Annotated in this window: 21 protein-coding genes and 4 tRNA genes; 13 read left to right on the forward strand and 12 right to left on the reverse strand. The window is 68.6% G+C overall.

What is annotated here, in order from left to right; translation table 11 throughout:
* Positions 1-56 precede the first annotated feature (56 nt).
* A complete protein-coding gene (locus OHA40_RS27100) occupies positions 57-608 on the reverse strand; it encodes a DUF3000 domain-containing protein (protein ID WP_330234402.1) in 552 nt (183 codons plus the stop codon).
* Positions 609-934: 326 nt separating this feature from the next.
* Here OHA40_RS27100 and hemE point away from each other — a divergent pair, with 326 nt between their 5' ends.
* From hemE to hemQ, 3 genes are all read left to right on the forward strand, one after another.
* Entirely contained in the window at positions 935-1,990 is a 1,056-nt protein-coding gene (gene hemE / locus OHA40_RS27105; RefSeq protein ID WP_442943824.1) for a uroporphyrinogen decarboxylase, read from the forward strand.
* Positions 1,991-2,372: 382 nt separating this feature from the next.
* Entirely contained in the window at positions 2,373-3,734 is a 1,362-nt protein-coding gene (locus OHA40_RS27110) for a protoporphyrinogen oxidase (protein WP_330229673.1), read from the forward strand.
* A gap of 149 nt (positions 3,735-3,883) precedes the next feature.
* Positions 3,884-4,579 (forward strand): hydrogen peroxide-dependent heme synthase, encoded by a 696-nt coding sequence (gene hemQ, locus OHA40_RS27115; RefSeq protein WP_330229674.1) that lies wholly within the window; start codon positions 3,884-3,886, stop codon positions 4,577-4,579.
* Positions 4,580-4,791: 212 nt separating this feature from the next.
* Here the strand turns inward: hemQ and msrB are convergent, their stop codons facing one another.
* From msrB to OHA40_RS27135, 4 genes are all read right to left on the reverse strand, one after another.
* On the reverse strand, positions 4,792-5,235 hold the full coding sequence (gene msrB / locus OHA40_RS27120) for a peptide-methionine (R)-S-oxide reductase MsrB (RefSeq protein WP_330229675.1): 444 nt from the start codon (positions 5,233-5,235) through the stop codon (positions 4,792-4,794).
* Entirely contained in the window at positions 5,232-6,575 is a 1,344-nt protein-coding gene (locus OHA40_RS27125) for a glycosyltransferase family 87 protein (RefSeq protein WP_330229676.1), read from the reverse strand. The genes msrB and OHA40_RS27125 overlap by 4 nt, the downstream gene beginning before the upstream one ends.
* A gap of 83 nt (positions 6,576-6,658) precedes the next feature.
* The gene (locus OHA40_RS27130) at positions 6,659-8,215 is read right to left on the reverse strand and encodes an alpha/beta hydrolase (RefSeq protein ID WP_330229677.1); all 1,557 of its coding nucleotides are present in this window, start codon (positions 8,213-8,215) and stop codon (positions 6,659-6,661) included.
* A 31-nt stretch (positions 8,216-8,246) separates the two neighbouring features.
* Positions 8,247-9,008, reverse strand: coding sequence for a pyrimidine reductase family protein (locus OHA40_RS27135; RefSeq protein WP_330229678.1), 762 nt, complete (start codon positions 9,006-9,008; stop codon positions 8,247-8,249).
* A gap of 35 nt (positions 9,009-9,043) precedes the next feature.
* On the opposite strand from OHA40_RS27135, the gene zapE reads away from it, so the two are divergent.
* The 3 genes from zapE (at position 9,044) to OHA40_RS27150 (ending at position 11,742) form a co-directional block, all read left to right on the forward strand.
* Positions 9,044-10,066 (forward strand): cell division protein ZapE, encoded by a 1,023-nt coding sequence (gene zapE / locus OHA40_RS27140; protein ID WP_330229679.1) that lies wholly within the window; start codon positions 9,044-9,046, stop codon positions 10,064-10,066.
* 59 nt (positions 10,067-10,125) lie between these two features.
* A complete protein-coding gene (locus OHA40_RS27145) occupies positions 10,126-10,914 on the forward strand; it encodes a tyrosine-protein phosphatase (RefSeq protein ID WP_330229680.1) in 789 nt (262 codons plus the stop codon).
* 75 nt (positions 10,915-10,989) lie between these two features.
* Positions 10,990-11,742: an alpha/beta fold hydrolase gene (locus tag OHA40_RS27150; protein WP_330229681.1), complete on the forward strand. Its 753-nt coding sequence runs from the start codon at positions 10,990-10,992 to the stop codon at positions 11,740-11,742.
* A 7-nt stretch (positions 11,743-11,749) separates the two neighbouring features.
* On the opposite strand, the gene OHA40_RS27155 is transcribed toward OHA40_RS27150, so the two are convergent.
* Positions 11,750-12,289: a GNAT family N-acetyltransferase gene (locus OHA40_RS27155; RefSeq protein ID WP_330229682.1), complete on the reverse strand. Its 540-nt coding sequence runs from the start codon at positions 12,287-12,289 to the stop codon at positions 11,750-11,752.
* A gap of 153 nt (positions 12,290-12,442) precedes the next feature.
* Between OHA40_RS27155 and OHA40_RS27160 the strand changes: the two genes are divergently transcribed.
* The 3 genes from OHA40_RS27160 (at position 12,443) to OHA40_RS27170 (ending at position 16,546) form a co-directional block, all read left to right on the forward strand.
* Positions 12,443-13,678: a cytochrome P450 family protein gene (locus tag OHA40_RS27160; RefSeq protein WP_330229683.1), complete on the forward strand. Its 1,236-nt coding sequence runs from the start codon at positions 12,443-12,445 to the stop codon at positions 13,676-13,678.
* Between the two features lie 58 nt (positions 13,679-13,736).
* Complete coding sequence (locus OHA40_RS27165) at positions 13,737-15,296, forward strand: flavin-containing monooxygenase (protein ID WP_330229684.1); 1,560 nt, start codon at positions 13,737-13,739, stop codon at positions 15,294-15,296.
* 278 nt (positions 15,297-15,574) lie between these two features.
* Positions 15,575-16,546, forward strand: coding sequence for a LysR family transcriptional regulator (locus tag OHA40_RS27170; RefSeq protein WP_330229685.1), 972 nt, complete (start codon positions 15,575-15,577; stop codon positions 16,544-16,546).
* Here the strand turns inward: OHA40_RS27170 and OHA40_RS27175 are convergent.
* Entirely contained in the window at positions 16,513-17,577 is a 1,065-nt protein-coding gene (locus OHA40_RS27175) for a hypothetical protein (RefSeq protein ID WP_330229686.1), read from the reverse strand. The genes OHA40_RS27170 and OHA40_RS27175 overlap by 34 nt on opposite strands.
* A 477-nt stretch (positions 17,578-18,054) precedes the next feature.
* On the opposite strand from OHA40_RS27175, the gene OHA40_RS27180 reads away from it, so the two are divergent.
* On the forward strand, positions 18,055-18,999 hold the full coding sequence (locus OHA40_RS27180) for a hypothetical protein (RefSeq protein ID WP_330229687.1): 945 nt from the start codon (positions 18,055-18,057) through the stop codon (positions 18,997-18,999).
* On the opposite strand, the gene OHA40_RS27185 is transcribed toward OHA40_RS27180, so the two are convergent.
* From OHA40_RS27185 to OHA40_RS27200, 4 genes are all read right to left on the reverse strand, one after another.
* Positions 18,962-20,185 (reverse strand): sigma factor-like helix-turn-helix DNA-binding protein, encoded by a 1,224-nt coding sequence (locus OHA40_RS27185; RefSeq protein WP_330229688.1) that lies wholly within the window; start codon positions 20,183-20,185, stop codon positions 18,962-18,964. The two genes, OHA40_RS27180 and OHA40_RS27185, sit on opposite strands and share 38 nt — an antisense overlap.
* Positions 20,186-20,375: 190 nt before the next feature.
* Positions 20,376-20,450 (reverse strand) — tRNA-Val (locus OHA40_RS27190).
* A gap of 1 nt (position 20,451) precedes the next feature.
* Positions 20,452-20,522 (reverse strand) — tRNA-Cys (locus tag OHA40_RS27195).
* A 47-nt stretch (positions 20,523-20,569) separates the two neighbouring features.
* Positions 20,570-20,642 (reverse strand) — tRNA-Gly (locus tag OHA40_RS27200).
* 430 nt (positions 20,643-21,072) lie between these two features.
* On the opposite strand from OHA40_RS27200, the gene OHA40_RS27205 reads away from it, so the two are divergent.
* A tRNA-Val gene (locus OHA40_RS27205) sits at positions 21,073-21,144 on the forward strand.
* 785 nt (positions 21,145-21,929) lie between these two features.
* Here OHA40_RS27205 and OHA40_RS27210 read toward each other — a convergent pair.
* On the reverse strand, positions 21,930-22,667 hold the full coding sequence (locus tag OHA40_RS27210; protein ID WP_330229689.1) for a GntR family transcriptional regulator: 738 nt from the start codon (positions 22,665-22,667) through the stop codon (positions 21,930-21,932).
* A 428-nt stretch (positions 22,668-23,095) separates the two neighbouring features.
* On the opposite strand from OHA40_RS27210, the gene OHA40_RS27215 reads away from it, so the two are divergent.
* The gene (locus OHA40_RS27215; RefSeq protein WP_330229690.1) at positions 23,096-23,464 is read left to right on the forward strand and encodes a hypothetical protein; all 369 of its coding nucleotides are present in this window, start codon (positions 23,096-23,098) and stop codon (positions 23,462-23,464) included.
* Positions 23,461-25,170, forward strand: coding sequence for a replication initiator (locus tag OHA40_RS27220; RefSeq protein WP_330229691.1), 1,710 nt, complete (start codon positions 23,461-23,463; stop codon positions 25,168-25,170). Before OHA40_RS27215 ends, OHA40_RS27220 begins: the two co-directional genes overlap by 4 nt.
* Positions 25,171-25,182: the final 12 nt, after the last annotated feature.

Genomic DNA, 25,182 nt, shown 5'->3' on the forward strand with positions numbered 1-25,182 from the left:
CCCGGTCATCCTATGCGCTGGTTCCCGCGCAGGTCACACCCTTCGGCACGCCGTGCTCAGCGTTGATCGCCGGACAAGCCCTGCCGCATCTGTAGCTGGGTCACCCCCGCGGGCGGCAGACCGGCCGCATAGGCCAGCACCTCGCAGAATGCCTCCAGATGCGGCCGCATATCGGTGGTGACCGGCGTCCAGGAGGCGCGTATCTCCAGCTGGTGGGCGCGCGGCGGGCCGACGATATCGCCGTAACGCACCGAGCTGGTCGAGGTCACCGTCCCGCCGAGCGCGGTGAACGGTTCGGTCCGCGACTCCAGCGCGTCCACCAGCCAGCTCCACGCCACCTCGGGTAGCAGCGGGTCGGTGGCCAGCGCGGCATCGATATCGGCCTGGATGTAGGCGACCAGACGTAGGGTGCCGTGCCACGTGTCGTCGCCGTCCGGGTCGTGCAGCAGGATCAATCTGCCGAACGCGTCGCCCTCGGAGTCGATCGGGACCATGGCGGCGTCCGGGTGTTTGACCTCGGCGCCGATGGCGTAGGAGTACGGCGCTAGTCGTTGCGGCGGCCGGATGGGCGCGAGCTCGATCCGGGGATGCACGGTAGCGGTGCCCATCGCATCGACCGCGGCGCGAAATAGAGCGGGCTCGCCCTGGGGTCCCTCGGTCGGTGCGGCGCCGTCGCGGAAGTCGAGCGGTGTCACGAATGCTGACGGTAGACCTTGTGCACACGGCGCGGTCGGAGGCGCGCCGCTGTAGGTGACGCGGGAGCCATCCGAGCCAGCGCGGCCACCACCTCGTCGGTGATGACGACGGCGTGGCGCAGCCGCCTCCGGTGCTTGCTCCTGCTGCGTTCGATGCGGCGTCCGCGGGCTCCGTCGCGGTGGGGCATGCTGCGCCTCCGGGTCCGGCGCTCCCGGCGGGCCCGCTTACGATAGCGGTGATGAGCACTCATACCCGCCGCCGGTTGACCGATGCCCCGTTCCTGGCCGCCGCTACCGGCGCGACGCCCAGCAGGCGTCCGGTGTGGTTCATGCGCCAGGCCGGACGCTCGCTGCCCGAATACCGCGAGGTGCGGGCGGGCGTCGGGATGCTCGAGTCGTGCTTCGATCCGGAATTGGTGTGTGCGATCACCCTGCAGCCGATCCGCAGGCACCAGGTCGACGCGGCGATCCTGTTCTCCGACATCGTCGTTCCGCTCAAAGCGGCGGGGATCGATCTCGATATCGTGCCCGGAGTGGGGCCGGTGGTCGCGGCACCGGTGCGGACGGTCGACGACGTGCGCGCGCTGCCCCGGCTGCGCCCCGAGGAGGTCGGCGCGGTCACCGACGGCGTACGTCTGCTGGTCGATGAGTTGGGCGAGACGCCGCTGATCGGGTTCGCGGGCGCGCCGTTCACCCTCGCTTCCTACCTGGTCGAGGGCGGGCCGAGCAAGAATCACGAGCGCACCAAGGCGATGATGTACGCCGACCCGCGGACCTGGCACACGCTGCTCGGTGTGCTCACCGACATCACCATCGCGTTCCTGCAGGCGCAGCTGTCGGCGGGTGTGGACGCGGTGCAGCTGTTCGATTCCTGGGCCGGCGCGCTGTCGCTGGCCGACTACCGAACCTTCGTGCTGCCGCACTCGGAGCGGGTGTTCGCCGAGATCGCCGGCGCGGGCGTGCCGCGCATCCACTTCGGCGTCGGCACCGGCGAACTGCTCGGCGCCATGGGCGAGGCGGGCGCCGACGTGGTCGGCGTCGACTGGCGGGTGCCGCTGACCGATGCGGTCCGCCGCATCGGATCCGGAAAAGCGTTGCAGGGCAACCTCGATCCCGCCGTGCTGTTCGCCGGACTCGCGGCAATCGAGGAGCAGACCCGCCGGATAGTGCGCGAAGCGGACGAGGCGATCACGATGGGCGCCTCGGGGCACATCTTCAACCTCGGTCACGGGGTGCTCCCGGACACCGACCCGGGCGTGCTGACCGCCTTGGTGGAGCTCGTCCACGAACTGTGAGGACCCGAGCGGGGCACCACCGCGACTACCGGCGGACTGACCATCCTGTGGATCCTCGTGACCGCCGTCGCGATTCTGCGGCACCGGACCCCGTCGGTGACGGTACCGGTGTAGGAATCGGTTCCTCGGCAGCGCATGCTCGGCGGGCTCGGGCGCCGATCCTGGCCCGGTGCCGTTCCATGAGAACCGGTTCCGTAAGGCCACTCGCGATGGAGAACCGCCCGTGTTGACGATGGGCGGTCACGCTCGGCCCATGTCCCGGCTATGACGGTCGAATCCGGACACCGTCGGCGGCGCATCCAGCGTGCCTCGTGGATGTGGGCCGAAGCACAGAGCGTCAACCGTTCGACGGGCACGGTCGCGGGCGCGATACGGTCGGGGTATGCGTATCGCGGTGGTCGGCGGTGGGATCAGCGGGCTGGTGGCCGCGTATCGGCTGCGGACGCTGCTCGGGTCGGGCGCCGACCTGCTCGTGCTCGATCGGGCCGAGCGAGTCGGCGGCATCCTGTACACCGGTGAATTAGCCGGGGAGCCGCTGGATCTCGGAGCCGAGGCGTTCGTCGGACGGCGGCCGGAGGTGCCCGAACTGCTGCGTGAACTCGAACTCGAGTCGCAGCTCGTGACCCCTGCCGGGCTGCGGCCGCTGGTGTGGTCGGGAGGTGCCGCGCACCGGTTGCCGGAGGGCACTCTGATGGGTATTCCGGCGAACGCCGAGTCGATGCGCGGGCTGGTCGACGCCGCGACGCTGGCCCGGATCGCCGCGGAACCCGACCGGCCGCTGACCTGGGTACCGGGCTCGGATACCGATGTCTACGGCCTGGTCGCCGACCGATTCGGCGCGCAGGTCGCCGAACGTAGCGTGGATCCGCTGCTCGGCGGCGTCTACGCGGGCAGTTCGCGCTCCATCGGCGTCCGCGCCGCGCTGCCCACGCTGGCCGCGGCCCTGGACGACGGCGCGCCCAGCCTCACCGCGGCCGTCGGCGCCGCCCTGCCGCCGCCCTCGAACGCACCGGTCTTCGGTGGAATCCGCGACGGCTACCGGGTACTGCTCGACGCGCTGGCCGCACGCTCGGGCGCGAGCCTCGTCACGGCGACGCCGGGCACCCGCCTGGCCAGGGGCCTGCGCGGCTGGGTGGTCGACCCGATCGGCGCCGTCGACGCGGTGGTGCTCGCCACCCCGGCGCCGGTGACCGCGCGCCTCCTCGCAGCCGTCGCCCCTGGCGCCGCAGCGGAATTGGCGGGCGTCGAACTGTCCTCTTCGGTGGTGGTCGCCCTTGCGTTGCCGCGCGAGACCGCGCTGCCGCAGAACTCGGGCATTCTGGTAGCCACCGGAGAACCGTTGCGCGCCAAGGCGTTCACCCTCTCCAGCCGCAAGTGGACCCATCTCGCACAACGCGAAAGCGCCCTCGTCCGAGCCTCTTTCGGCAAATTCGGGGACGACGCTCCGCTCGCGTGGCCGGACGCCGAACTCGTCACCGCCGCCACCGAAGATCTGGCCGCCGTCACCGGCGTCGCCATCGAACCGACCGCGGCGGTGGTCCAGCGCTGGCCCGGCGGTCTCGCCCAGTACGCGCCCGGCCACCCCGCCCGCATCGCGGCCGTCGAAGCCGAGGTCGCGGCACTCGACGGTCTCGCCGTGGCCGGTGCGTATCTGCACGGCGTCGGCGTACCCGCATGCGTCGCCTCGGGCGTCGCCGCGGCGCACCGAATCGCTGCTCAGGTCGGCGTAGACACCGCACACTGACGACACGCTGCCCGGCCGCGGAAGCCTCGCGGTAATCCCCAGCGATATTCGCCAGCTTCGCGCCGCGCGCGTCCCGGACGCCCGGGTCCACATCGAGCAGTTCACGCCCGGCGACGCGGGCGCTTCCCAGCGAGTGGCACGATAGGGCTATGGCGCGACTCGACTATCAGGCTCTCAACTCCACCATCCGCTACCTGATGTTCTCGGTCTTCCAGGTGCAGCCCGGAGTGCTGGGCGAGGATCGGGACGCCGCGACCAAGGAGGCCAGGGCGTTCTTCGACGGTCTCGCCGATCGCGATGTCGTGGTGCGCGGCATCTACGACGTGGCCGGGATGCGCGCCGACGCCGACTTCATGATCTGGACGCACGCCGAACGCCTCGAGGACCTGCAAGCCGCATACGCGGACTTCCGGCGCACCACCGAACTGGGCCGCGCCAGCGCGCCGGTGTGGAGCAATGTGGCGCTGCACCGGCCCGCCGAGTTCAACAAGAGCCATATCCCGGCGTTCCTGGCCGGGGAGGAGCCGGGTGCCTACATCTGCGTGTACCCGTTCGTCCGCTCCTACGAGTGGTATCTGCTGCCCGACGACGAGCGCCGCCGGATGCTGGCCGACCACGGGAAGGCCGCGCGCGGTTACCCGGACGTGCGGGCCAACACGGTCAGCTCGTTCGCGCTGGGCGATTACGAGTGGATTCTCGCTTTCGAGGCGCCCGAACTGCACCGCATCGTCGACTTGATGCGCGATCTGCGGGCCACCGACGCCAGGCGGCATGTGCGCGAGGAGATCCCGTTCTTCACCGGGCCTCGCGTGGAGATCGAGAAACTGATCGCCGCCCTGCCCTGACGCCGCCACCGGCGTGACTCGGAAATTGCGTTGGAGGTCGTCTCGCCCGCAGCGGTACGCGAGGATCGGGAGATCAAGCCGAAACTCTATGCCGCGGCGGTATTCCCGAACACTGGCGGGTAGCGGAGAGCGCAGACGGTGCGCATGCCCCAAAATCTCGGGGCATGCGCGGTGGTGGTCTGATCCGTACTCTTGCCGTCGGCGTCGGGCTGTTACTCCGCTGCGCTGTCCGAGGGGTGCAGTCGCAGGGCGATGGAGTTGATGCAGTAGCGCTTGTCGGTGGGCGTGTTGTACCCCTCGCCCTCGAACACGTGGCCGAGGTGGCTGTGGCAGTTCGCGCACAGCACTTCGACCCGGTGCATGCCGAGTGAGTCGTCCGATCGCAGAATCACCGCGTCGGAGCCCGCTGGATCGAAGAAGGACGGCCAGCCACAGTGCGAGTCGAACTTCTCGGTGCTGCGGAACAGTTCCGTGCCGCAGGCCCGGCAGACGTAGACGCCTTCGGTCTTGGTGTCGGTGTACTCGCCAATGAACGGGCGCTCGGTGGCGGCCTCGCGCAGCACCGCGTACTCCTCCGGATTCAGCTTCAACCGCCATTCCTGCGGGGAGAGCTGGATCCGCGGCGCGGGCAGGGATGTGTCGGCGTCGGAGCTCATGGCTCCACGCTAATACGATTCTGTTCCGCGGGCGCCGCACCGTTCTGTGACCGGGAGGTTTCCGTCGCGAGGGCGGCGCTGGGCGCCGGGGTGGGCTGCTGTGGCGCGTCGCCGCGCGGATCCGGCGCGGAACGCATCCACGCGGGATCGAGCCCGAACGGCAGCCGCCCTTCTCGCCGCGCCGCCAGGTAGCGCTCGCCCAGCACACAGAACACCACGATCAGCAGCAGACCCCAGCCGAAGGTGATACGCAGGTACTCCACGTTGCGGCCGACATGCTGCCAGCGATCCGACAGCCACTTGTCGTAGCTCATGAAGCCGAAGATCGCCAGCCAGGCCGGCCAGTTGCGCAGCACCGAATTGCGCAGCACCACCGTCATCAGGAACGGGAACAGCATCATCGAGTAGTACATCTGCCCGAGCGAGCTGAGCAGGAACGACGCCGTCAGCAACACGCCCGAGGTGGTGCACACGAAGAACAACTCGTCATCGCGGTAGTAGCGGTACAACAGCCACAGCGACAGCAGCACGAGCACGCCGAGCACCACGCGCATGCCCCAGGTCAGCAACGGCGGCAGGCCGTAGTACTCGCCGTTGCCGACGATCGCGCTGTTGAAGTAGTCGCGGGATTCGAAGATGTAGGGCCCGGTGCGGGTGAAGAACTTCTCCGGGTCCTTGGACAGCGGCCAGGCGATCGCGGTCAGCGCCACCGGCACGCCGAGCGCGGTGATGAACACCTTCCACTGCCCGCGCACCAGCGCGATCAAGAGCAGGGGGGCCAGCGTCGGTTTCACCGCGATACTCAATCCGAGCGCGGCGCCCGCCCAGAGGTCTCGTCGTTGCAACAGCAGACAGATGAAGATCAGCTCCGCCAGCAGCACGCAACCGTTGACATTGGTGAACACCAACGTGTTGATCACGGTCTCGGACGTGAACATCGCCAGCAACAGCGCCGGAGCGGCAACCGAGTTCAGCGTGTACCGGAACAGCCGCAGCAGCAGGTACCACGCGATGAGGATCGCGATCGCGTTCAGCGCGATGAACAGCCAGCGCGATTTCTCGTAGTCGATGGCGGCGATCGGCGCGATGAGCAGGGTGCCGCTCGGCGGGTAGAGGTAGTGCGGATCGACCGAGTCGAAGTTCGCGGTGTAGACCGGCCTGCCGTTCAGGAAATCGAGAGATGCCTGGTAGACCGGCTTGTAGTCATCGGTGATGAAGCCGTTGACAGCCTTGATGAACACCCGGTTCAGCACGGTCATGACCGCCAGGGGCCAGAGCGCGAACTTGATCACCTCGGCGGTGGTACGAGCGGTCCGGGGCTCGAGCTGTCGAAGGAACACTGGGGCACGGTACACCGGATCGATTACCGGTGGTTGCCGGGACCTGTCCGACGCGCGCTCGAGCGGCCCAGGGAACCCGGGTGTCAGGCCGGGCAGGCGGTGCCGTCGGCGGGGAGTTTGCCATCCTTCAGGTAGTCGAGCAGCGCCCGCTGCGCGCAGCTGGAGTGGGTCGACACCGGATGGCCGAAGCCTTGCCAGGCGAGCGCCGCATGCCGGGCGCCCGCCGCACCCAACGCGCCGGTCACCGACGACTGACCGCCGTTGCCGACCACCGGATCCGCGACTCCGCCGAGCACCAGCACCGGGATGCCGAGCTTCTCCGGCATCGGCGGCGCGGTCGAGACCGGCCATGCCGCGCATTCCATCAGCGCGATGGCCGCCGCTTTGCCGAAGACCGGGTACTTGCCGCCCCAGGCGCCCGCGAGTTCGGTGGCCTTGCCCGGCGTCGGCGGCTGCTGGGTGTCGCTGCACCGGTTGACGAACTGCCCGTCGCTCTCGGTGGCGGCGGACTCGCGCACGATCAGATTGCTCAGCGGGCCCCGGTCGCCGCGTCCGGCCGCGGCGAGCGCATCCGCCAGCTCACCGATCCGGTTGACCTGGTCGGCGCGCGGGCTGCCCAGGAATCCCGACAGCGCGGTGAGCACCGCGTTCGCCGAGATGTCGCCGAGCCCGCCGGACCCGGCCCGGTTCACCAGATCGGTGATCGCCGCGCGCGGGTCGGCGCCCAGCGAGCAGCCGACGCCGACGCAGCGCTGCGCGAACGCGGTCAGCGCGGCCTCGGCGCCCTGCACAGCCTGCTCCGCCCGGGTGACGGCGTCCGTGCCGACCGGCTCGGGGGAGTCGAGCACCAGCCGGGCGAGGTGGTCGCCGTACTTGCGGGCGTAGCTGAGCGCGACCTTCGCACCATTGCCGGTGCCGAGCAGCGTGATGTGCTCGACCTGCCACTGCCTGCGCAACTGCTCGATGTCGTCGGCGGCGTGCGGTGCGTCGAACGTGCCCTCGTAAGGCTGCAAGAAGTCGCGGCAGGCGATGGTGCCTTCCTGGCTCAGGGTGGTCATCCGCGGCACCGGATCGCCGGCGCCGGGACCGAACTGGGCGTTGTCGGCCAGCCCGCTGCGGATCTCCGGCGGCAGGCAGTCGATCGGCTGCGAGCTGCCGAGACCGCGCCGGTCCACCGCGACGATCGGGCGGGCGGCCAGCAGCGCGGCGGCCGGACCCGCGGCGAGTCCGGCGAGGGTGGCGGTCGAGGAGCGGTCTGTGCCCGAGGTGAGCACCAGGGGCGGCACATCGGCCGGAGTCTGTGCCAGACGGGCGCGCATCGCACCGGCACGGAAGTTGCCGAGCACCGCGCCCGCCGCGTCGATGGGAGTCGAGAATTCGGCGCAGTCGAGCACCAGTCCGGCGGGCGCGGGGCCGAGCCCGAGCAGGTCCAGGGTCGGCTGGGTGCACTCGCGCCAGCTGAGGTCGGTCTTGGGCAGCTCCGCGTTCGGTGGCGCGGGCGCCGCGGCGGAAGTCGCGGCAGTGCCCGCGACGGGCGGGCGCTGTACCGCGACACCGGGACGATCCGACGGTCCCGCGCCGCAACCGGCGGTGACGATCGAGAGGGTGGCGGCAAGCACGGCGGCCCGAGTCCAGCGCATTGCTACAGCCTGCCAGGTTCCGGCGCCTGTTTCATCGACGGGCCCACCGGGTGAGTATCGTGCCATCGTCGTCGAGTAGCACGTGCGCGGGAGTCATGCGGGTACGGAACTCGTGCGCCGACAGCGAGATTCGCCGCGCCGTGCCGCCGACCAGCAGCGGCGCGGTGGTCAGGCAGAGCTCGTCGACCACGTCGGCCGCGAGCAGTTCACCGAACAATTGCGGGCCGCCCTCGGTCAGCACACGCAGCAGGCCGCGCGCGCCGAGTGCGCGCAGCAGGCCGTGCGGTGTCACCGCGATGTCGCCCGCCTCGATCACCTCGGCGCCGGCGTCGGTCAGTCGCCGCTTGCGGTCGGCGGGTGCCGTGGCCGTCGTGATGATCAACGGCGGCACCTGGGTATCGGTGAGCAGCCGGGCACCCGGTTCGAGCACCGCGCTCGCGGTGACCACCGCGATCGGCGGTGGTGCCCCGTCGGGATGTCCGCCGATGCCACGCTCATGGAAGGCGCGGCGGCGGCGCGGGTCGGTGCGTGCTCCGCCGTAGTTCTCCGCGCGCGCGGTGCCCGCGCCGACCACGATCACGTCGGCCAGCTCGCGCAGCAGCATGAACACCGTCTTGTCGGCCGGGGTGCCCAGCCCCTCGGACAGGTTCCCGCTGGTGGCGGCACCGTCGATGCTGGAGACGAAATTGGCGCGGACCCAAGGCGCGTCGAGCCGGGCGGGGAAGGCGTACAACTGCGCGAGGTCGTCCGGACTCAGTCCTGTGAGCTGGATCGCATTGTGGCTACGCTGCATGAAAGTAGATCACACCACGTCTTTAGGCTTCGTCCATGCAAGAACGCCTCGTCGATCGCCACCCGGAGGTTCCGGCCGATCAGCTCGTCGCCCAGATGGTGCCTCCGCCCATGTTCGACGAGGTGAGTTTCGCCTCCTACATCCCCGACCCGAAGGAACCGAGCCAGGCGGCCGCGGTCCAGCAGGCCGAGAAGTTCGCCGGCAAGGTCGCCGAGATCGGCAAGGCCGCGCGGAAGAAAAGCCTGTTCGGCAAGAAGAAGCAGGTCAGCGGCGCCGGTCTGTATCTGGACGGCGGATTCGGCGTGGGCAAGACCCACCTGCTGGCCTCTATCTTCCACAGCTCGCCCGCGCCCAAGTCCTTCGGCACGTTCGGCGAGCTGACCAACCTGGTGGGTGCGCTGGGCTTCGCCAACGCGCTGGAGCGGCTGTCGGGCAACAGCGTGCTGTGCATCGACGAGTTCGAGCTCGACGACCCGGGCGACACCATGCTGGTCTCCCGCCTGCTGACCGAACTGTCCGCCGCCGGGGTCTCGATCGCCGCCACGTCCAACACGCTGCCGGGCCAGCTGGGCGAAGGACGTTTCGCCGCACAGGATTTCCTGCGCGAGATCAAGAAACTGGGGTCGATCTTCGAGGCGGTGCGTGTCGACGGGCCGGATTACCGCCACCGCGATCTGCCGCCCGCACCGGAACCCACGTCGCCGGAGGTGCTGGCCGAACGCGCCGCGAGCACACCGGGTGCCACGCTCGACGAGTTCGACGCACTGCTGAAGCACTTGAGCACGCTGCACCCGTCGAAGTACCGCGCGTTGATCTCCGGGGTGTCGTCGGTCTTCATCTCGAACGTGCATCCGGTCGTCGATCAGGCCGTCGCCTTGCGCATCGTGGTGCTGGCCGACCGGCTCTACGACGCGAGCGTCCCGGTCACGGTGTCGGGCGCCAAGCTCGACGAGATCTTCTCCGCGGAGATGCTCGAGGGCGGCTACCGCAAGAAGTACCTGCGCGCGATCTCGCGCCTGCTCGCGCTGTCGCGCTTCGAGGTCGCGGCCCAGCGCTGAGTTCCACCGCGAGGTTCGGCAGGATCGACCCACCGCGCATAGCCCCTTGGAGCAATCGAATGGCCCATCGTTTTCGTACCCCGGTCGCCATGGCGGCCGGCCTGGCGGTCGCATTCGGGCCGGTAACCGGCACCGCACTCGCCGATCCGCCCGCGGTCACCGCGGTCTCGGTCGATCGCTCTCTGCCTCTGCACGGCGTGCAGAACGCCCGCGATGTCGGCGGATACCGCACGGCCGACGGCCGGACCGTGCGCGCCGGCCTGGTGTACCGGACCGGGCAGCTGAACAACGCCACCGCGGAGGATCTGGCCGCGCTGACCGATCGCCGGGTCCGCTCGGTCTACGACCTGCGCACGGTCTTCGAGCGCGCGCTCGGCCCGGACCGCGTCCCGGCGGGCGCCACGGCGAACTGGGCGGATGTCATCGGCCAAGCTCCGCCGGAGGTCATCGCCACCACGGTCACCGGAGGCGACGGGCTCTACCGCGCGTTCATCACGGCGCCGGGCGCGAACGAGGCGTTCTCGTCGGTGCTGCGGGCCGTCATCGACACCGACGGGGCGCTGCTGTTCCACTGCACCGCGGGCAAAGATCGCACCGGTTGGGCAGCGGCAGTGCTGCTCACCTTGCTCGGCGTCGATCGTGACACGGTGACCGAGGACTATCTGCTGTCGAACCGGTACCGCAACGCGCGCGGCGACGATCCGCTCAATGGCGTGCAGCGATCCTGGCTCGACGCCGCCTTCGACCAGGCGAACCAGACCTACGGCAGTTTCGACGGCTATGTCCGGGAGGGACTGAAGATCACCGAAGCGGAAATCGCCGCGCTGAAGGCCGAACTGCTGGCCTGAGCGCTCCGCGTTTCACGTCCCGGACAAACGTCCGCTCCGGCTGTTCGCGACCGTATTGCACACTACGATCCCGGCATGACGAAGTTCGAGACGTGGGACGGCCTGGAACTCGAGTACCGGGTGTGGGAGGGGGAGGGCGTCCCCGTCGTGCTGCAACACGGCGTCGTCGCGGACACCAATGCGAACTGGATGAGCACCGGCGTGGTCGGCGCACTGCGGTCCGCCGGACACACCGTGGTGTCCCTGGACGCGCGCGGACACGGTCGTTCGGACAAGCCCCACGAGCCGGAGCGTTACTCCTGGCACGGGATGGCGCGCGACGTGCGCGCGCTCTACGACGAGCTCGGCTTCGACGAAGTGATTCAGGTCGGGTATTCGATGGGTGGTGTGATCTCGCTGCTGGTCGCGGCGGCCGACGAGCGGGTCCGGCGCCTGGCGGTCGGCGGTATCGGCTCCGGCGTGCTCGACTGCGGCGGCGTCGACCGCCGCGTGATCGACCTGCCCGACCTGCAGGCCGCGATGCGCGGCGATGGGGCGGGCGCCTCGCGGACGGCGATGATGTTCCGGGTGCTCGCCGACGCCGTGCATGCCGATCTGGACGCGATCCACGCGCTGGCGACCGGCCTGGACGACCGCCCGATCGAGAGCTTGTCGGATGTCACCGTGCCCGCGCTGGTGCTGGCGGGCGACCACGACCCGTTCGCCGCCGAACCCGAGCGACTTGCCGAGGCCCTGCCGAACGGCACGCTCACGGTGGTGCCCGGCGATCACTTGATGGCGGTGCTGGCCCCCGTGTTCCACACTGCGCTCGTCGGCTTCCTGCGGTGAGCGAGGCCTACAGGACCAGACGCATCACGTAGTCCTGGTACACCTGGTTGCCGACCGTGAACGTCCTGGCACCGACCCCGCTGAAACCATGCTTGGCGTAGAAGCGCTGAGCGCGGACGTTTTCCTGGTTGACGCCCAGCCATACCCCGGGGTAGCCCTCCGTCCGCGCCCACTCCAGGGCCGCCAGCATGAGGGCGGTGGACACCCCGGTGCCGTGATGGCCCGGTAGTACGTACATCTTGCTGATCTCGACCACCGGATGCAGGGCGACCGCTGCGGCCACCGCGGGATCGGCCGGATCGCCTGCCACCAGCATCGCGTAGCCCACGATGTCGTCGTCGGCGAGGGCCTTGAGCACGATCCGCGCCGGATCGCTCAGGTACTCGCCGAAGCGTTCGCCCGATAGCACGTCGGTGACGAAGATCTCGATGTCATCGGGCGTCGCACCGGGGGGACACGCGAGCGGAAAGGTCGCGGCCGCAACATCACTGAGGGCCTCGGCGTCCCACAGCCCGGCCCGGTCGACGATGACTGGGGGGTTGCTCATCCCTTCATCAGAGCACACATTCCGCGGGTGCGGCGGCGATCGGCAACGGCGATCGAACGGATGGCCCGCCGCGCGGGGACTGGCCGCGATCGGTGGCAGGTGTCACTATCGGAGGACCGCAACGACACTCGCGAACGCAGGGGAACCGACCGGATGAGAGAGCTGCCAGCGGATTTCTTTCGCACGCCGTATGCCTTCTACGAGCAGTTGCGTGCCGATGGCCCGGTGCACCAGATCCGGTTGCGCACCGGGGTGCGCGCCTGGCTCGTGGTCGACTACGACGCCGCCAAGGACGTGCTGCGCCATCCCGACGTGCGCAAGGACCCGCATACCCCAGCGGGCGCCCACGCGCGGCAGGCGGCGGCGGGCAGGAGCGGCGTCACCGCGGCCAACCAGCGCCTGAGCCACCATCTGCTGAACGCCGACCCGCCGCGGCATTCGCGGCTGCGCAAGCTGGTCACCCCGGCCTTCGCGCCCGCGCGGATGGAGGCTCTCGCGCCTCGGATCGCGGCGATCGCGGACGATTTGCTCGATTCCATCGATCGGACCGCGGGCGCCGCCGGGCAGGTGGACTTGCTGGCGGAGTACGCGTTTCCGCTGCCGGTCACGGTGATCTGCGAACTGCTCGGCGTTCCCGTCGAGGACCGCGCACGGTTCCGGGGGTGGTCGGCGGCCGTGGTGGACACCCCGATGTCCACCCCGGAGGGGATGCGCACCGCCACCGACGCCATCGTCGACTACTTCGACGGCCTGGTCGCCCGCCGCCGCGCCGAGGGGCTGGGCGAGGATCTGATCTCGCAGTTGCTGCTGGCCAGCGACGAAGGAGATCGCCTGAGCCATGACGAGCTGATCTCCATGGCGTTCCTCATCCTGGTCGCGGGCCATGAGACCACGGTGAACCTGATCGGTAACACCGTGCTCGAACTGCTGACCGATCCAGCCCGGTACCGCGCCCTGCACGACGACCCGGCCGGCGTCGCGCCGCTGGTGGAGGAGATGTTGCGCTACAACGGGCCGGTCAACGTGGTGACCTTGCGCTACACCACCGCACCGGTCCAGCTCGGCGGCAGCGTGATCCCCGAAGGGGAGTTGGTGCTCGTCGCGGTCGCCTCGGCCAACCGCGACGAACGGCACTTCACCGCACCTGCGACGTTCGATCCGGACCGCTCGGCGAACGGTCATCTGGCCTTCGGTCACGGCATCCACTACTGCCTCGGGGCGGGACTGGCCAGGCTGGAGACCCGCGTCGCGCTGACCAGGCTGGTGCGCAGGTACCCGCTGCTGAGGCTGGCCACCGGCGATGCGGACCTGCGGTGGCGGGAGAGCATTCTGATCCGCGGTCTGCTCGAGCTTCCCGTGGTCCCGGCGAGTGCGCCGGGAGTACGCTGAGGAGCCGTTTCGGCCGGCCGACTTTGCTGCGCGGCGCTGGCGACGTAGTCTCCTGCGCATGACAAGCGGAAACCGCATCGGGATTGTTGGTGCGGGTATCGCAGGTCTTGCCTGCGCGAAAGTGCTGAAACAGGAGGGTTTTCCGGTCGAGGTTTTCGACCGCGCACCCGATGTCGGTGGCGTGTGGAGCGCGACCCGGCGGTACCCGGGGCTGCGGGCGCAGAACTCCAAGGACACGTATCACTTCTCCGACTTCCCGATGCCCGCGGACTATCCGCGCGTCCTCGACGGCCAGCAGATGCAGGCGTACCTCGCCGCTTACGCAGAGCACTTCGGGCTGACCGAGCAACTGCGGTTGCGGACCGAGGTCGTCGCCGCCGATCCGGTGGACAGCGGATGGTTGCTGGAAATTCGCGATGAAAGTGGTGTGCACCGGAGTTCATGCGATCACCTGGTGATCGCGAACGGCGTGTTCAGCGAACCCGCGATGCCGGACTACCGTGGCGCCGACTGGTTCCGCGCGGCGGGCGGGCGACTGTGCCACTCTTCGGAGTTCCTGGACCTGGAATCGGTGCGAGGCAAATCGGTCGTCGTGGTGGGCTACGGCAAGTCCGCCTGCGACATCGCCACCGCCGTGAGCGAGGTCGCCGCATCCACCTCGGTGGTGGCCCGGCGGTTGCTCTGGAAGATGCCGCGCACCTTGCCCCGGGTGATCGACTACGAACGGCTGATGCTGACCAGGTTCGGCGAGGCGCACTTCCACTATCTTCGACCCGGCTGGACGGACCGGTTCCTGGATGGGCCGGGCGAATCGGTGCGGATCAGCAACTTCGATCTGATCCAGGAACTGGCCACCAAGCGCCTGCGCCTGCGCGAACTCGGTCTGGTGCCCAGCGGTCGATTCGAGGAGATCGCCGAGAGCACCATCAGCCTCGCCACCGAGGGTTTCTCCGAGCAAGTCGCGAACGGTCGCATCGTGATGCACCGCGACACGACGATCACCGAGATGGGTGGGGGCCCCAAGTCGACGTCCGCGGTGCGACTGTCCACGGGGCAGGTGCTCCAGGCCGACGTCGTCATATGCGCCACCGGTTTCCATCAGCGCGTCCCGTTCCTGACACCGTACGTGCAGCGCAGGTTGACCGACGAGCACGGCAACTTCCGCCTGCACCGGCAGATCCTGCCGTTGGAGGTCCCGAATCTCACCTTCGCCGGCTACAACTCGTCGGTGATCAGCACCGTCAGCGCCGAAGTCACCGCACACTGGACCGCGGCGCTGCTCACCGGCAGGCTGAACCTGGCACCCGCCGAAACGCTCGAGGAGCAGATCGACGCCCGTCTGCGCTGGATGGAGGAACGCACGCGCGGCCATCACGCGCACGGAACCGCGGTCATCCCGTTCTCCATCCAGAACATCGATGAGATGCTCGCCGACCTGAGGTTCCGCTTGCCGCTGCGTACTCGCGCGGCGCAATGGTTCCGCCGGATCAAGCCGGAGTCCTACCGCGGACTCGCCACCCGGCGAAAGCCCGGCGCCAGGCCCACGCTGCCGCCGGCAGCCCCGATCGATGCGGAACTGCTTCCGTACGAGGGCGACACCGGACGGGTAAGCCACTAGACCGTGTCGGGCCGAGCCGTGTCCGTCGGGCCCGGACAACCTCCAGCACCGATGAACCGGCTCCGACGTCGGACGGTCGTTCTCGGCGAGGATGATCTCGTAACTGTTCCTGCACGCGGTGCAAGAACGGCCCGGCAGCCGTAGCGACGCACGGTCCGTGGCCGGGCAACCTCGACATCGAGGACAAGCAGGACGCCGCGGTTGCGGGCGAGACGCGCCATGGATTGCCCCGCCACGCAATGCCGAGAATCGGCCGTTGCCTTGGCGATAATCCAGGGGTGGAAACGCTGGACATGAACCTGCTCGTCGCCCTCGACGCGCTGCTGGACACCAGCAGTGTCACGCTTGCCGCCCAGCGCCTACACACCTCGCCGCCCGCGATGAGCCGGACGCTGGCTCGGCTGCGCGTGGTGCTCGATGATCCGTTGCTCGTGCGGGCGGGCCGCACTCTGGTGCCGACACCACGCGCGCTGGAATTGCGATACGAAGTCAGCACTCTGGTCGAGCAGGGACGCGCGTTGCTGACCCCGCGCGACGACCTGGATCCAGCGGCGCTGCGGCGGACCTTCGCGATACAGGCAGGCGACCTGGTGGTCACCGAACTCGCCGCGCCGTTGCTGGCCGCGGCGCGGGCACAGGCGCCCGGCGTGACGCTGCGCTTCGTGCCCGACACGCTCGAGGGCACTGCCGCGCTGCGTGACGGTCGTGTCGATCTCGAGGTCGGCGTGATCGATCACACCGACCCGGAGACCACGGTGCGCAGGGTGCTGGCCGACCGTGTGATCGGGGTGGCCACCGCCGACCACCCCTTGGTCACCGACCGCGTCACCGTCGCCGCCTACGCCGCGGCGCGGCATCTGAACATTTCTCGCGATGGACGTGCGCACGGCCCGATCGATGACCGCCTCGCCCTGCACGGCCGTACCCGGCGCGTGGTGGCTACCGCGCCGACACTGACCAGCGCACTGTTCGCGGTGCGTGGCGGCGACCTGGTCTGCTCGGCGCCCGCCTTGCTGAGCGCCGCCACGCTGCCCGCGATCGGGTTGGGCGCGTTCGAGATCCCGCTGCCGCTGCCGGAGATCGCCATCGGGCTGGCATGGCACCCGCGCAACACCGCCGACCGGGGTCATCGTTGGCTGCGCGATCTGGTCCAAGAGATCCTGCTGCGCTCGGCGGCCGCGGCCGGTCCCCCGAAGCGCCGGCGCGGCGACGTCGATCAGGAAACCGGGGGCGGGCTGGACAGCCGGTAGTCGTTCGGCCTGCGCTGCGCGTCGGTGCGCTCGGACTGGTATCCGTTCGGTGCCGCGTCGCCCGGGGGCGGACCGAAGACGTCGGAGCGGCCGAGTGGAGCCGCCGCGGTCCGCTTGAGTTCGTCGAGCATGGCTTGCAGCTTGTCGACGTGGGTGTTCTCGACCGGTGTGCGGTCTTCCTCGGTAGCCCGGTGCGCGCCGGTGAGCCCGGTGCCGGGGGGAATGGCCCCGTTCTCGCCGCGGACGTGGTTCGCGCCCGGTTCGGTACCGGCGGACGCGACGCTCTCGTACGCGCCGTTCTCGTGCGGCGAGTACGAAGCCTGCGACGCGGCGGGTTCGCTCGCCGCCGTGAATGTTTCCTGCTGTGGGCTCTGCTCGCGCGGGGTCGGCCCCGCGGTGAAAGGCGACGCGGGTGCACGGGGTGTCGGCGTGGTGAAGGGTGACGCGAGTTCGCGCGCGGCGGGAGCGGTGAAGTTCTGCCCGGCGGCGGCCTTCGGTTCCCGGGTGGTCATGGCGGGTTCGCGGGGCGGGGTGAAGCCCGGCTGCACAGTGGAATTCGGCTGCACAGTGGAATTCGGCTCGGGCGCCGCGTGCACCGGCTCGCGGGGTGTGTCCTGCGGTCGCGCGCCGTTGCGTAAACCGGCGGGTTCGCGGGAGTCGTCCTCGCGCGAAGCGTGCGCCGGTTCCGTGGTGTCGTGCTCCGGCTGGCGCGCGTAGGGCCGTCCCGCGGCTCCCCGGGGAAGCGGTGCCGCCGAGTGGTCGGCCGCTTCCTGCCGGTCATTCGGTGAAGGGGCGCCGGACTCCAAGCGTTCCACCCGTCCGGTGATGCCCGAAATATCCCGTCCGGCTTGGAAAGCCCATGCCTCCAGCTTGGCCAACCGACTTTCGACGGTCTGTTCGTCCGCTGCGGTGTGCGTGCCGTCCATCCGGGCCGCCACCGCGTCCAGCTTCTCGCTGACCTCTCGGAGAGTCGACGCGATGCTCGACAACATCGCGCCGATCGACTCGCCGGTCTGCTGACCGTGCTCCATGCAGTACCCACTTCCCCGTATCGGCCCAGCTCGCACTCGGCCGGACGATTCTATCCGCCCAGTTGGACATCCGCGGCTCGCGAAGAATCGGCGGTGCTCCGATCCATTGACCTGATCGAAGCAGCGTATGCCCACGGGATTACGTCCACACACGCGGAGTGCGCGCCGATCCGGTTTGTCCGGAAGCGCCCTCACCCCATCGCGAGGACTGCGGCAGCACGTCACACCGACCGGGGCGGACGTGTCGCGGGATGGCGGCAACTATCAATTCATCGATCGCCGAGTGGGCCGGTCGGGCTCGGGCTATACGGAAAACCCTTGTGCCGCACAATCCAACGCCGATCCGTCGATCCGCCACACGTGTGGCGCACCCGAGCGCGGGGTACACGGGACTGGCAAGGTAAGCAAGTCTGGCGCACTCTTGATCTATGGCGTGGGTCGGCAGGCCTGCGGTGGTTTGTGCAGGGGAGTGGTCGCGTGAGAACGAAGCAGCGGGCGGAGATCGCCTGCGGGCGCCGAGCGCTTCTCGCCGAGTTGGGTATCGGGGACGGCTCCGGGCGGGTGCGCGGGTCGTCGAACGGCTACGCCTGCGAGTGTCCGGACTGTTCCGCCGCCCAATGGGATATGCAGCGGTTGAAGTACTGGTTGTGCGGCAGGCTGCTGGACTACGGAGCCGACGAGGCCGAAGTGGACCGGCGCATCGGAACACTGCCTGTGGACGTCTACTGGCGCAAGGGCGATCGGGTCTACGCGATCGAGGTCCGCAGCGGGCCGTTGGAGCGCGGACTCGCTCAGGAGCACACCGCACGGCTGCGCGCCGCGGGCTGCACCGACGTGCTCTGGGTGTGCCCGCCCGGGTACTGGGTGCCCTATCTGCACGCGCTGGGCATCGCGGACTTCGCGCCTGCCGCCTGCGATTACCGCGCGGTCACCGGCGTGCTGGACACCGAACACGCGATGGCGGCGCCACGGCGCGAGCCGGTCGAGTTGCGTGAGTTCATCGCGGGCTGGATGCGCGGCGAGTTCGTCTGGGGCCATCGGGACGAGAGGACAGGAGGCTGGGCCACCGTGAGCGACTGGGAACACCACACGAAGACGCAGGCCACGGTTATCGCCCGGCAGCGCCAAGAGCTGGTCAATCAGCGCACCGCGCTGGCGGTGACCCGGAAGTCGTTGCGGGACAAGCAGAAGCACGTGGTGAAGCTCACCACGCGACTGGAACGCGCGGAGATCGCGGCGCAGGATCAGGCCGACGCCTTGGCCGTCGCCCAGCGCAGGATCGCCGACCATCACCGGCTGGACAAAGCTCTGCGCAACACCATCGCCAAGCTCGAGCAGTCGATCGAGCGCTGGCAGCTGATCACGATCTGCGCGATGCTGCTGATCACCACCTTCCTGGCGGCGGCGATGGTGGTGCGCTGAGCCGGAAGGGCGCTCGGTCCCACCGCCATTCGTTCCGCAGCACCAGCGCGAGGAAGTCCAGCAGGTCGAGGCCGGTCTGGGCGCGCACCTCGTGCAGCGCGGCCCAGTGCACCGGGCTGTGCTCGACCAGGTCGCGCAGCATCCGCTCGCGCGCCGCCGCGACCGGCCGCGCGCGCAGCTCCGGGACGCCGATGCGGCTGCCCGTCCAGACCAGCCAACCCCAGCCGTTGGCGTGCGCGTGCGCCCGGCTCGCGGCCGCCTTCACCCGATTGACGTGGAATCCGAGGTGGCCGAGCGGCTCGACATCGACGAGGATCACCCGGCCGTCGGTCAGCCGGGCGGCGATGCTCGGATAGTGCGATCGCTCGGCGCCATCGAGGTCGTAGGTGACGGCCGCCGGATGTTCCTGGAACGTCTCGACCAGGTCGCTCGCGTTGAGGATCCACAGCAACCTGGCCTCCAGGCCGGAGTCGAACGGCACGTCGCGGCCGACCTTGTCCAAGTAGTAGCGCCCACGTCCGTCGTCGTCGCTGTCCACCGTGCGCGCGGATGCGGTGGGGATCGCGGCCGCGGAACCGGGGCCGGGCCAATCGACCTGCCCCAACCAGGGATTCAGCTGACTGGTCGCGCGTGGCTGCGCATCGTGCAACTTGGCCAGGCGCCGGTTGGTCTTCTTCTGCCAGGCCGCGATGCGCTGGGTGACGAATCCGGCGATCCGCTTCGCGTCCTCGGCCGCGTGCCCGGCCAGCCGCAGCTTCACGTACGACAGCTCGGTGGCGGCGATGTCGGTGTCGGTCGCGTACGTCTCCACCAGCAGCGCGCGTACCAGCTGCCGGTCGCGGGCGTCGAGCGGATAGCGCGCTCCCAGCACCGCGGCAGCGCGGTGCCCGGACTGCTGGGCCATCCGGATCATCTGGCCGACCGCTCTGGTGTGCAGCTGCCGTACGCGGTCGCGGGACAGGTCGTGGCGGGCGCCGATGCGGGCCAGGGTTTCGGGCCGCTCGCCGCCGATCCCGAGCCGAGCCGTCAGCAGTTCGCCGTCCTTGGCCCTGCGATCGGCCTGCATCGCGATCAACTCGGCGAGCACCTCGTTGACCTCTTCGAGTTCGAAGGAGATGTCGTCGCGCAGGTCGAGCAGTTCGGGATCAGCGTCGTCATCCGGCGTGACCTCTACGCTGATCGTCACGCGACAACCCCCTGACTCGGCTCCGGCACTGTGCGGCACAGCGTAGCGCCACCGACCGACAGCGGACCCGCACCGCCGCCGGGCGGCAAAACCAAAACGGAGCTGTAAGGGTTCTACACATTCGTATTGCACATAGGGTGCGCGAAACAAGAAAACCCCGGCGAAAACCGGGGCTGACCTGGTGATACGGTGGTGCGCGATACTGGGATTGAACCAGTGACCTCTTCCGTGTCAGGGAAGCGCTCTCCCGCTGAGCTAATCGCGCGAGGTGGAGACGGGAATCGAACCCGTGTGCACGGCTTTGCAGGCCGTTGCCTCACCACTCGGCCACTCCACCGCGCAAAGGGGGAAGGCGTATCAAAATGTGCCTGGCCCTACCTCTCGAGCGGATGACGGGATTCGAACCCGCGACCCTCACCTTGGCAAGGTGATGCGCTACCAGCTGCGCTACATCCGCATTTTGCATCTCGGTGGCTCGTTTCCGTCCTCCGTGGTGCGAGACAGAACATTAGCGGACGCCTGGTGAAAGGTACAAATCCGCTGGTAGAACGAGGGAAATCCAGAACGTTGCGTGCTGTGACGGCCGTGGCGCATGTGGTTGGTGGGGGAATGGATGCTCCTGGTGTCCGGCCGTCGGTCCGGTCCCCCCTTCTCAGGTGCGTCGCGAAGACGCGAGGTGTGGGAAACGGGCGCTCTCCGAGCCGCCGGAACCCGGCAACTCGATCGGCAGGATTGTCTTTTCGGCGCGGAGCGCTGGCAAAGGCCCTGGCTGTCCGTCCGCGCGCAGGAACCGCTCCTGTCCGGGTGGCGATTTGGTGAACCGCCGGTGGCGCGTGCTAATGTTTCGTCTCGTCCGGAGGGTATCCCCGCGCCGCCGGAAGTGGTCTGGTCTCATAGCTCAGCGGGAGAGCGTCCGCCTCACACGCGGAAGGTCGCTGGTTCGATCCCAGCTGGGACCACTCGATTCCCCCGACATATCGCCTGGTCGGGGGAATTTTCCGTTTCACAGCCCCCGGGCGCATGTGGCCAAAACTGTCCCCGGTTGCCCGCTGTAATCCGGGCGTTGAGGCATGCTGGGGGCACGGGGGTTGGCCCTGCTGTGTGGTGGGTTGCACCCATGGGCGGGCTGGCTGCGCCTGCCCCATATCGGCCTGCCCTTCGCGCGTAGAGGCTCCGGGGTCAAGAGTGGCGACAGCCATCACGGAGTGACGCCGTAGGCGCTCTTGACGCTGGAGGGGCGCGTGAACACAATGCAGGCCACCACACAGCAGGGCCAAGCGGCCGAAGGACGCTCAGAATCGTTCCTGGATACCGGGAAAAGTGGCCCTGCTCGTGAACTCGTCCGGAATTCCACGGGACCACAGCCGGTTGACCGGGCTGGATGCCGGGCGGATCGTGCTCGGCTGCGGGAGGTTAGTCGGGTACGGCTCTGGTCGTGCCCAGCACTGCGAGGACGTTGAGAAAGCGGCCAGACAGGAATAGGGCACGTTCTGCCACGTCGCCAAACGCGGGGCAACGCACCGACGCGCCCGCCTGCCGCAGCTTGCGGAGGCCGGGCGGTTGCGCGTCGCGGCGCGGTGCGCCGCGTAGGCGGCGCGCCAGCGCCGCCCTTGATCCTATATAGCCAAATTCGGCAACAACTCGCAGACAGGGCGCGATGGCCAAACGAAAGCGGCTGTCACATCCTGGCCGTCCAAGAGAACGAACCGGGGCAGTCACAGCCGCTTCGGGGGGTGCAGGAGGGTCAGTCGAGCGGGTATTCGGCGCTGAGTTCGCGGTCACGGCCCAGGAAGTCAACCGCGTATTCGGTCGGGTTGCCGTCCTGGTCCCAATAGAGGTTCGTCATTGTGAGGCAAGCTGAGCCGGTATCGACACCGAGCAACTCGGCGATGTCTGCGGGCGCTGGCTGGAGAGCGATCACATCGCGTCGGCGTACGGCTCGGCGTCCGGTGCGCTCCTCGACCAGGCCGAATGTCATCTTGGGTAGCGGGTCTGTCGAAAGCAGTTCCGGGGCGGCATCGGCGAATTCGCCTGGAAGCCACGACGTGGAAACGGTCACGACGCCGCGATTGTCGCGGTACACGCGCCGACGAGCGATCGCGGATGAACTGGCGGGAAGCGAAAGCGCCTCGGTGACTGAGGGATTCGGTTCGGTCAGTTTTGAGCTGATGATTTCGGCGGTCTCACCAGAGCGGTATCCGTTGCCGGTTGCTCGGAACATCTGCAAGCGGTCGGGGCCTGTCGTTTGCTTGTGGGCAATCGAGACGAAGGTTCCCTGGTTGTTGCTCTGTACGTAGCCCTCGGCGCGGAGCTGGGACACGGCCTTGGCCGCCGTTGCTGATGCGACTTGCCATCCCTGGGCGATCTCGAGGACGGACGGCAGCTTTGATCCTTCGGTCAGCTCGCCGTTCTTGATCAGGGCTCGGAAATGCTCCGCAATCTGGATGTAGGCGGGCGCGGACCGGTCCACTGTCGGCGACATGGAATTACCTCCTGGTGATCGCGTACTAGTTGGCGAACCCATTCTATCAACTGGGCATTCAGCCCCCTTGGCAAGTGCGTACTAGTACGCGAGTGAGTTCGCGTGCTAGTATACGAATACGCGGTCAATAGCGGTCAACGGGAGGTCGAGATGCAGGTTCATGGGCTGACAGAAATCGGGGTGGCGTTGCGTCCGTCGCGACTGAATTTCGCGGGTTGCTGTATCTACTGCCTGTCGCGGGACTGTGTGTCGGCGCGGTGTGTGGAGCAGCACGAACGGTCGGAATGGGTGGTGTGCCCCGACTGTGGCGGTACAGGTTATGTGCGGGGGCATGTCGACCCAGAGACGGCGCATGCGCGGTGCTACTGCTGGGGCGGGTTGCTGGATGTCGATCTGGTGGGGCCGGAGCCGGTTGCGGTGGTGGCGTGATGAGCGAGGAGTACGCACGGTTGCTGCTGTTGGGTGCGGAGGCGTTGTCGGTTCAGGAGCGTTGGTTGCTGGGCTGGCTGGTGGCGCGGCCGAACCGAATGTCGATCGCGTTCGAGGAGACGGCGGGGCTGGGGCCGGTGGGCTCGCGGGCGTTCAGGGAGATGTGCGCGCGGTGGCGTGAGTGTGAGCTGCTGACCCTGGCCTACAGCGAGGAGCACGACGCGACTCTGTGGCAGGCCACCGATTTGGCGGAGCTGGTGTTGCGCCTGGACCCGGTGGAGTGGGTGCTGTTGACCACCGACACGAGTGCGCTGCCGCCGATTGACCTGGGCAACGTCGTCTACCTCGACGCGGTGGAGGTGGCATGACGGCGGCGAACGTCACGGAATTGCCCAGCCCTGTCACGGATGGTGATGGGGCTGCGGCCCGTGAGACGGCAGCTGATCGGCGTGCCCGGTTGAACGTCGTGGAGTTGGCCTACGGGCTGGCCGAGCAGCACAAGGTGTGCCGTCGCCCGTTGGTGATGCTGGCCACCGACTTGGACACGCACGGGTCGAAATACATTGGCGCGCCGTGCAAATCGACTCTCGCGTGCGTGTGTCCGGCGTGCGCGGAGCGGGCGTTGCGGCTGCGTCAGCAACAAGCTTATGAGGGCTGGCACATGCAGGAGGAACCAGTGACGGAGAAGAACCCACCGACCGAGCAGCAAACCGAGTTGCTGACCGCGCGGGCGCGGCTGATGCAGGAGTACGACCTGGCGCGCGAGGACGGTGACACCGACGCCATGGACGGTATCCGGGAAGTCGTGGCCGACCTGGATGCGGAACTCCGGGAGACGGGTATCCGCGGCAAGCTGCCCGCACTGGACCCGGAGCCGAAGAAGGCGCGGAAGCGGTCGACCCGGCGGCGGCAGGAACAGCCTGATCTGCCGCGCAAGAAGGTCGCCAAGACCACCATCGGACGCCAGTACGCGGGCAAGTACCGGCCCTCGCTGTTCGTCACACTCACCCTGCCGTCCTACGGCCGTGTCGGTCCGGACGGGGCACCGGTGAACCCGGACACCTACGACTACCGGCAGGCCGCCCGGGACATCATCCACTTCTCGGCGTTGTTCGACCGGTTCATGCAGAACTACCGGCGCGCGTCCGGCCGTGACGTGCAGTACTTCGCCACCGTGGAGCCGCAGAAACGCGGGGCCCCGCACATCCACATCGGCATCCGCGGTACCGACCCGAAGGAACTGATCCGCCAGTTGGCGGCGGCGACCTACCACCAAGTGTGGTGGCCGCACTTCGACCAGGAGGTCTACAGCGGCGGCCGGATGCCCTACTGGGACTTCACCGAACACAACGCCTTCGTCGACCCCGACACCCACGAACCGGTCCCGACCTGGCGCGAGGTCCTCGACCACATGGACTCGGTGGATGAGCTGGAACCGGCGCACGTGGTGCGATTCGGCCAGCAAGTGGATGTGAAGGGCATCCTCGGGGGCACGGAGGAAGCCAGTCGGCATATCGGCTACCTGACCAAGTACCTCACCAAGTCCATCGGAGACGTGATCGAACCGCAGTCCCAGCGCGCGGCCGACCACTACGACCGGTTGCACGCCGAACTGGCCATGACACCGTGCTCACCGACGTGCGGGCTGTGGTTCCGCTACGGCGTCGTCCCCAAGGGCGCCAACGCCAAGACCGTGCCCGGGTTGTGCAAGGGCAAGGCGCATCGGCGGGACACGCTCGGGATGCGCGGGCGTCGGGTGCTGGTGTCGCGGAAGTGGACCGGCAAGGACCTGGCCGACCACAAAGCCGATCGTGCGGAGTTCGTTCGGCAACGCCTCGCTGAGGCCGGTATCTCCCGCGAGGTCATCTCCCGACTTCAGATCACCCCGGCCGAACCGGGCGACCCCAATGCGCCGCCACGAGAGCACCTGATCATGCAAATGGTCGCTCAGAAGATCACCCAGCAAGCGGAGTACACCCGTGCCCTGCTGGCCGAACCACCGGGGGAACGTGTTCCACGTGAAACGGAAAGTATTGCAGCACAACAGTATTCAGCCGACAACACGGCGGCGTAGGGGAGGGTCTGA

Origin of the sequence: Nocardia sp. NBC_00508 (assembly GCF_036346875.1) — a bacterium.
In the GTDB taxonomy this organism is placed as follows: domain Bacteria; phylum Actinomycetota; class Actinomycetes; order Mycobacteriales; family Mycobacteriaceae; genus Nocardia.

Coding starts and splice junctions, on each gene's coding strand:
- OHA40_RS27155 (WP_330229682.1), bottom strand. CDS start 12,289: ATGAGCAACCCCCCAGTCATCGTCGACCGGGCCGGGCTGTGGGACGCC.
- hemQ (WP_330229674.1), top strand. CDS start 3,884: ATGGCGCGACTCGACTATCAGGCTCTCAACTCCACCATCCGCTACCTG.
- OHA40_RS27110 (WP_330229673.1), top strand. CDS start 2,373: ATGCGTATCGCGGTGGTCGGCGGTGGGATCAGCGGGCTGGTGGCCGCG.
- OHA40_RS27160 (WP_330229683.1), top strand. CDS start 12,443: ATGAGAGAGCTGCCAGCGGATTTCTTTCGCACGCCGTATGCCTTCTAC.
- msrB (WP_330229675.1), bottom strand. CDS start 5,235: ATGAGCTCCGACGCCGACACATCCCTGCCCGCGCCGCGGATCCAGCTC.
- OHA40_RS27150 (WP_330229681.1), top strand. CDS start 10,990: ATGACGAAGTTCGAGACGTGGGACGGCCTGGAACTCGAGTACCGGGTG.
- OHA40_RS27135 (WP_330229678.1), bottom strand. CDS start 9,008: ATGCAGCGTAGCCACAATGCGATCCAGCTCACAGGACTGAGTCCGGAC.
- OHA40_RS27165 (WP_330229684.1), top strand. CDS start 13,737: ATGACAAGCGGAAACCGCATCGGGATTGTTGGTGCGGGTATCGCAGGT.
- hemE (WP_442943824.1), top strand. CDS start 935: ATGAGCACTCATACCCGCCGCCGGTTGACCGATGCCCCGTTCCTGGCC.
- OHA40_RS27100 (WP_330234402.1), bottom strand. CDS start 608: ATGGGCACCGCTACCGTGCATCCCCGGATCGAGCTCGCGCCCATCCGG.
- OHA40_RS27210 (WP_330229689.1), bottom strand. CDS start 22,667: ATGTCGCCGACAGTGGACCGGTCCGCGCCCGCCTACATCCAGATTGCG.
- OHA40_RS27145 (WP_330229680.1), top strand. CDS start 10,126: ATGGCCCATCGTTTTCGTACCCCGGTCGCCATGGCGGCCGGCCTGGCG.
- OHA40_RS27130 (WP_330229677.1), bottom strand. CDS start 8,215: ATGCGCTGGACTCGGGCCGCCGTGCTTGCCGCCACCCTCTCGATCGTC.
- OHA40_RS27220 (WP_330229691.1), top strand. CDS start 23,461: ATGACGGCGGCGAACGTCACGGAATTGCCCAGCCCTGTCACGGATGGT.
- zapE (WP_330229679.1), top strand. CDS start 9,044: ATGCAAGAACGCCTCGTCGATCGCCACCCGGAGGTTCCGGCCGATCAG.
- OHA40_RS27215 (WP_330229690.1), top strand. CDS start 23,096: ATGAGCGAGGAGTACGCACGGTTGCTGCTGTTGGGTGCGGAGGCGTTG.
- OHA40_RS27175 (WP_330229686.1), bottom strand. CDS start 17,577: ATGGAGCACGGTCAGCAGACCGGCGAGTCGATCGGCGCGATGTTGTCG.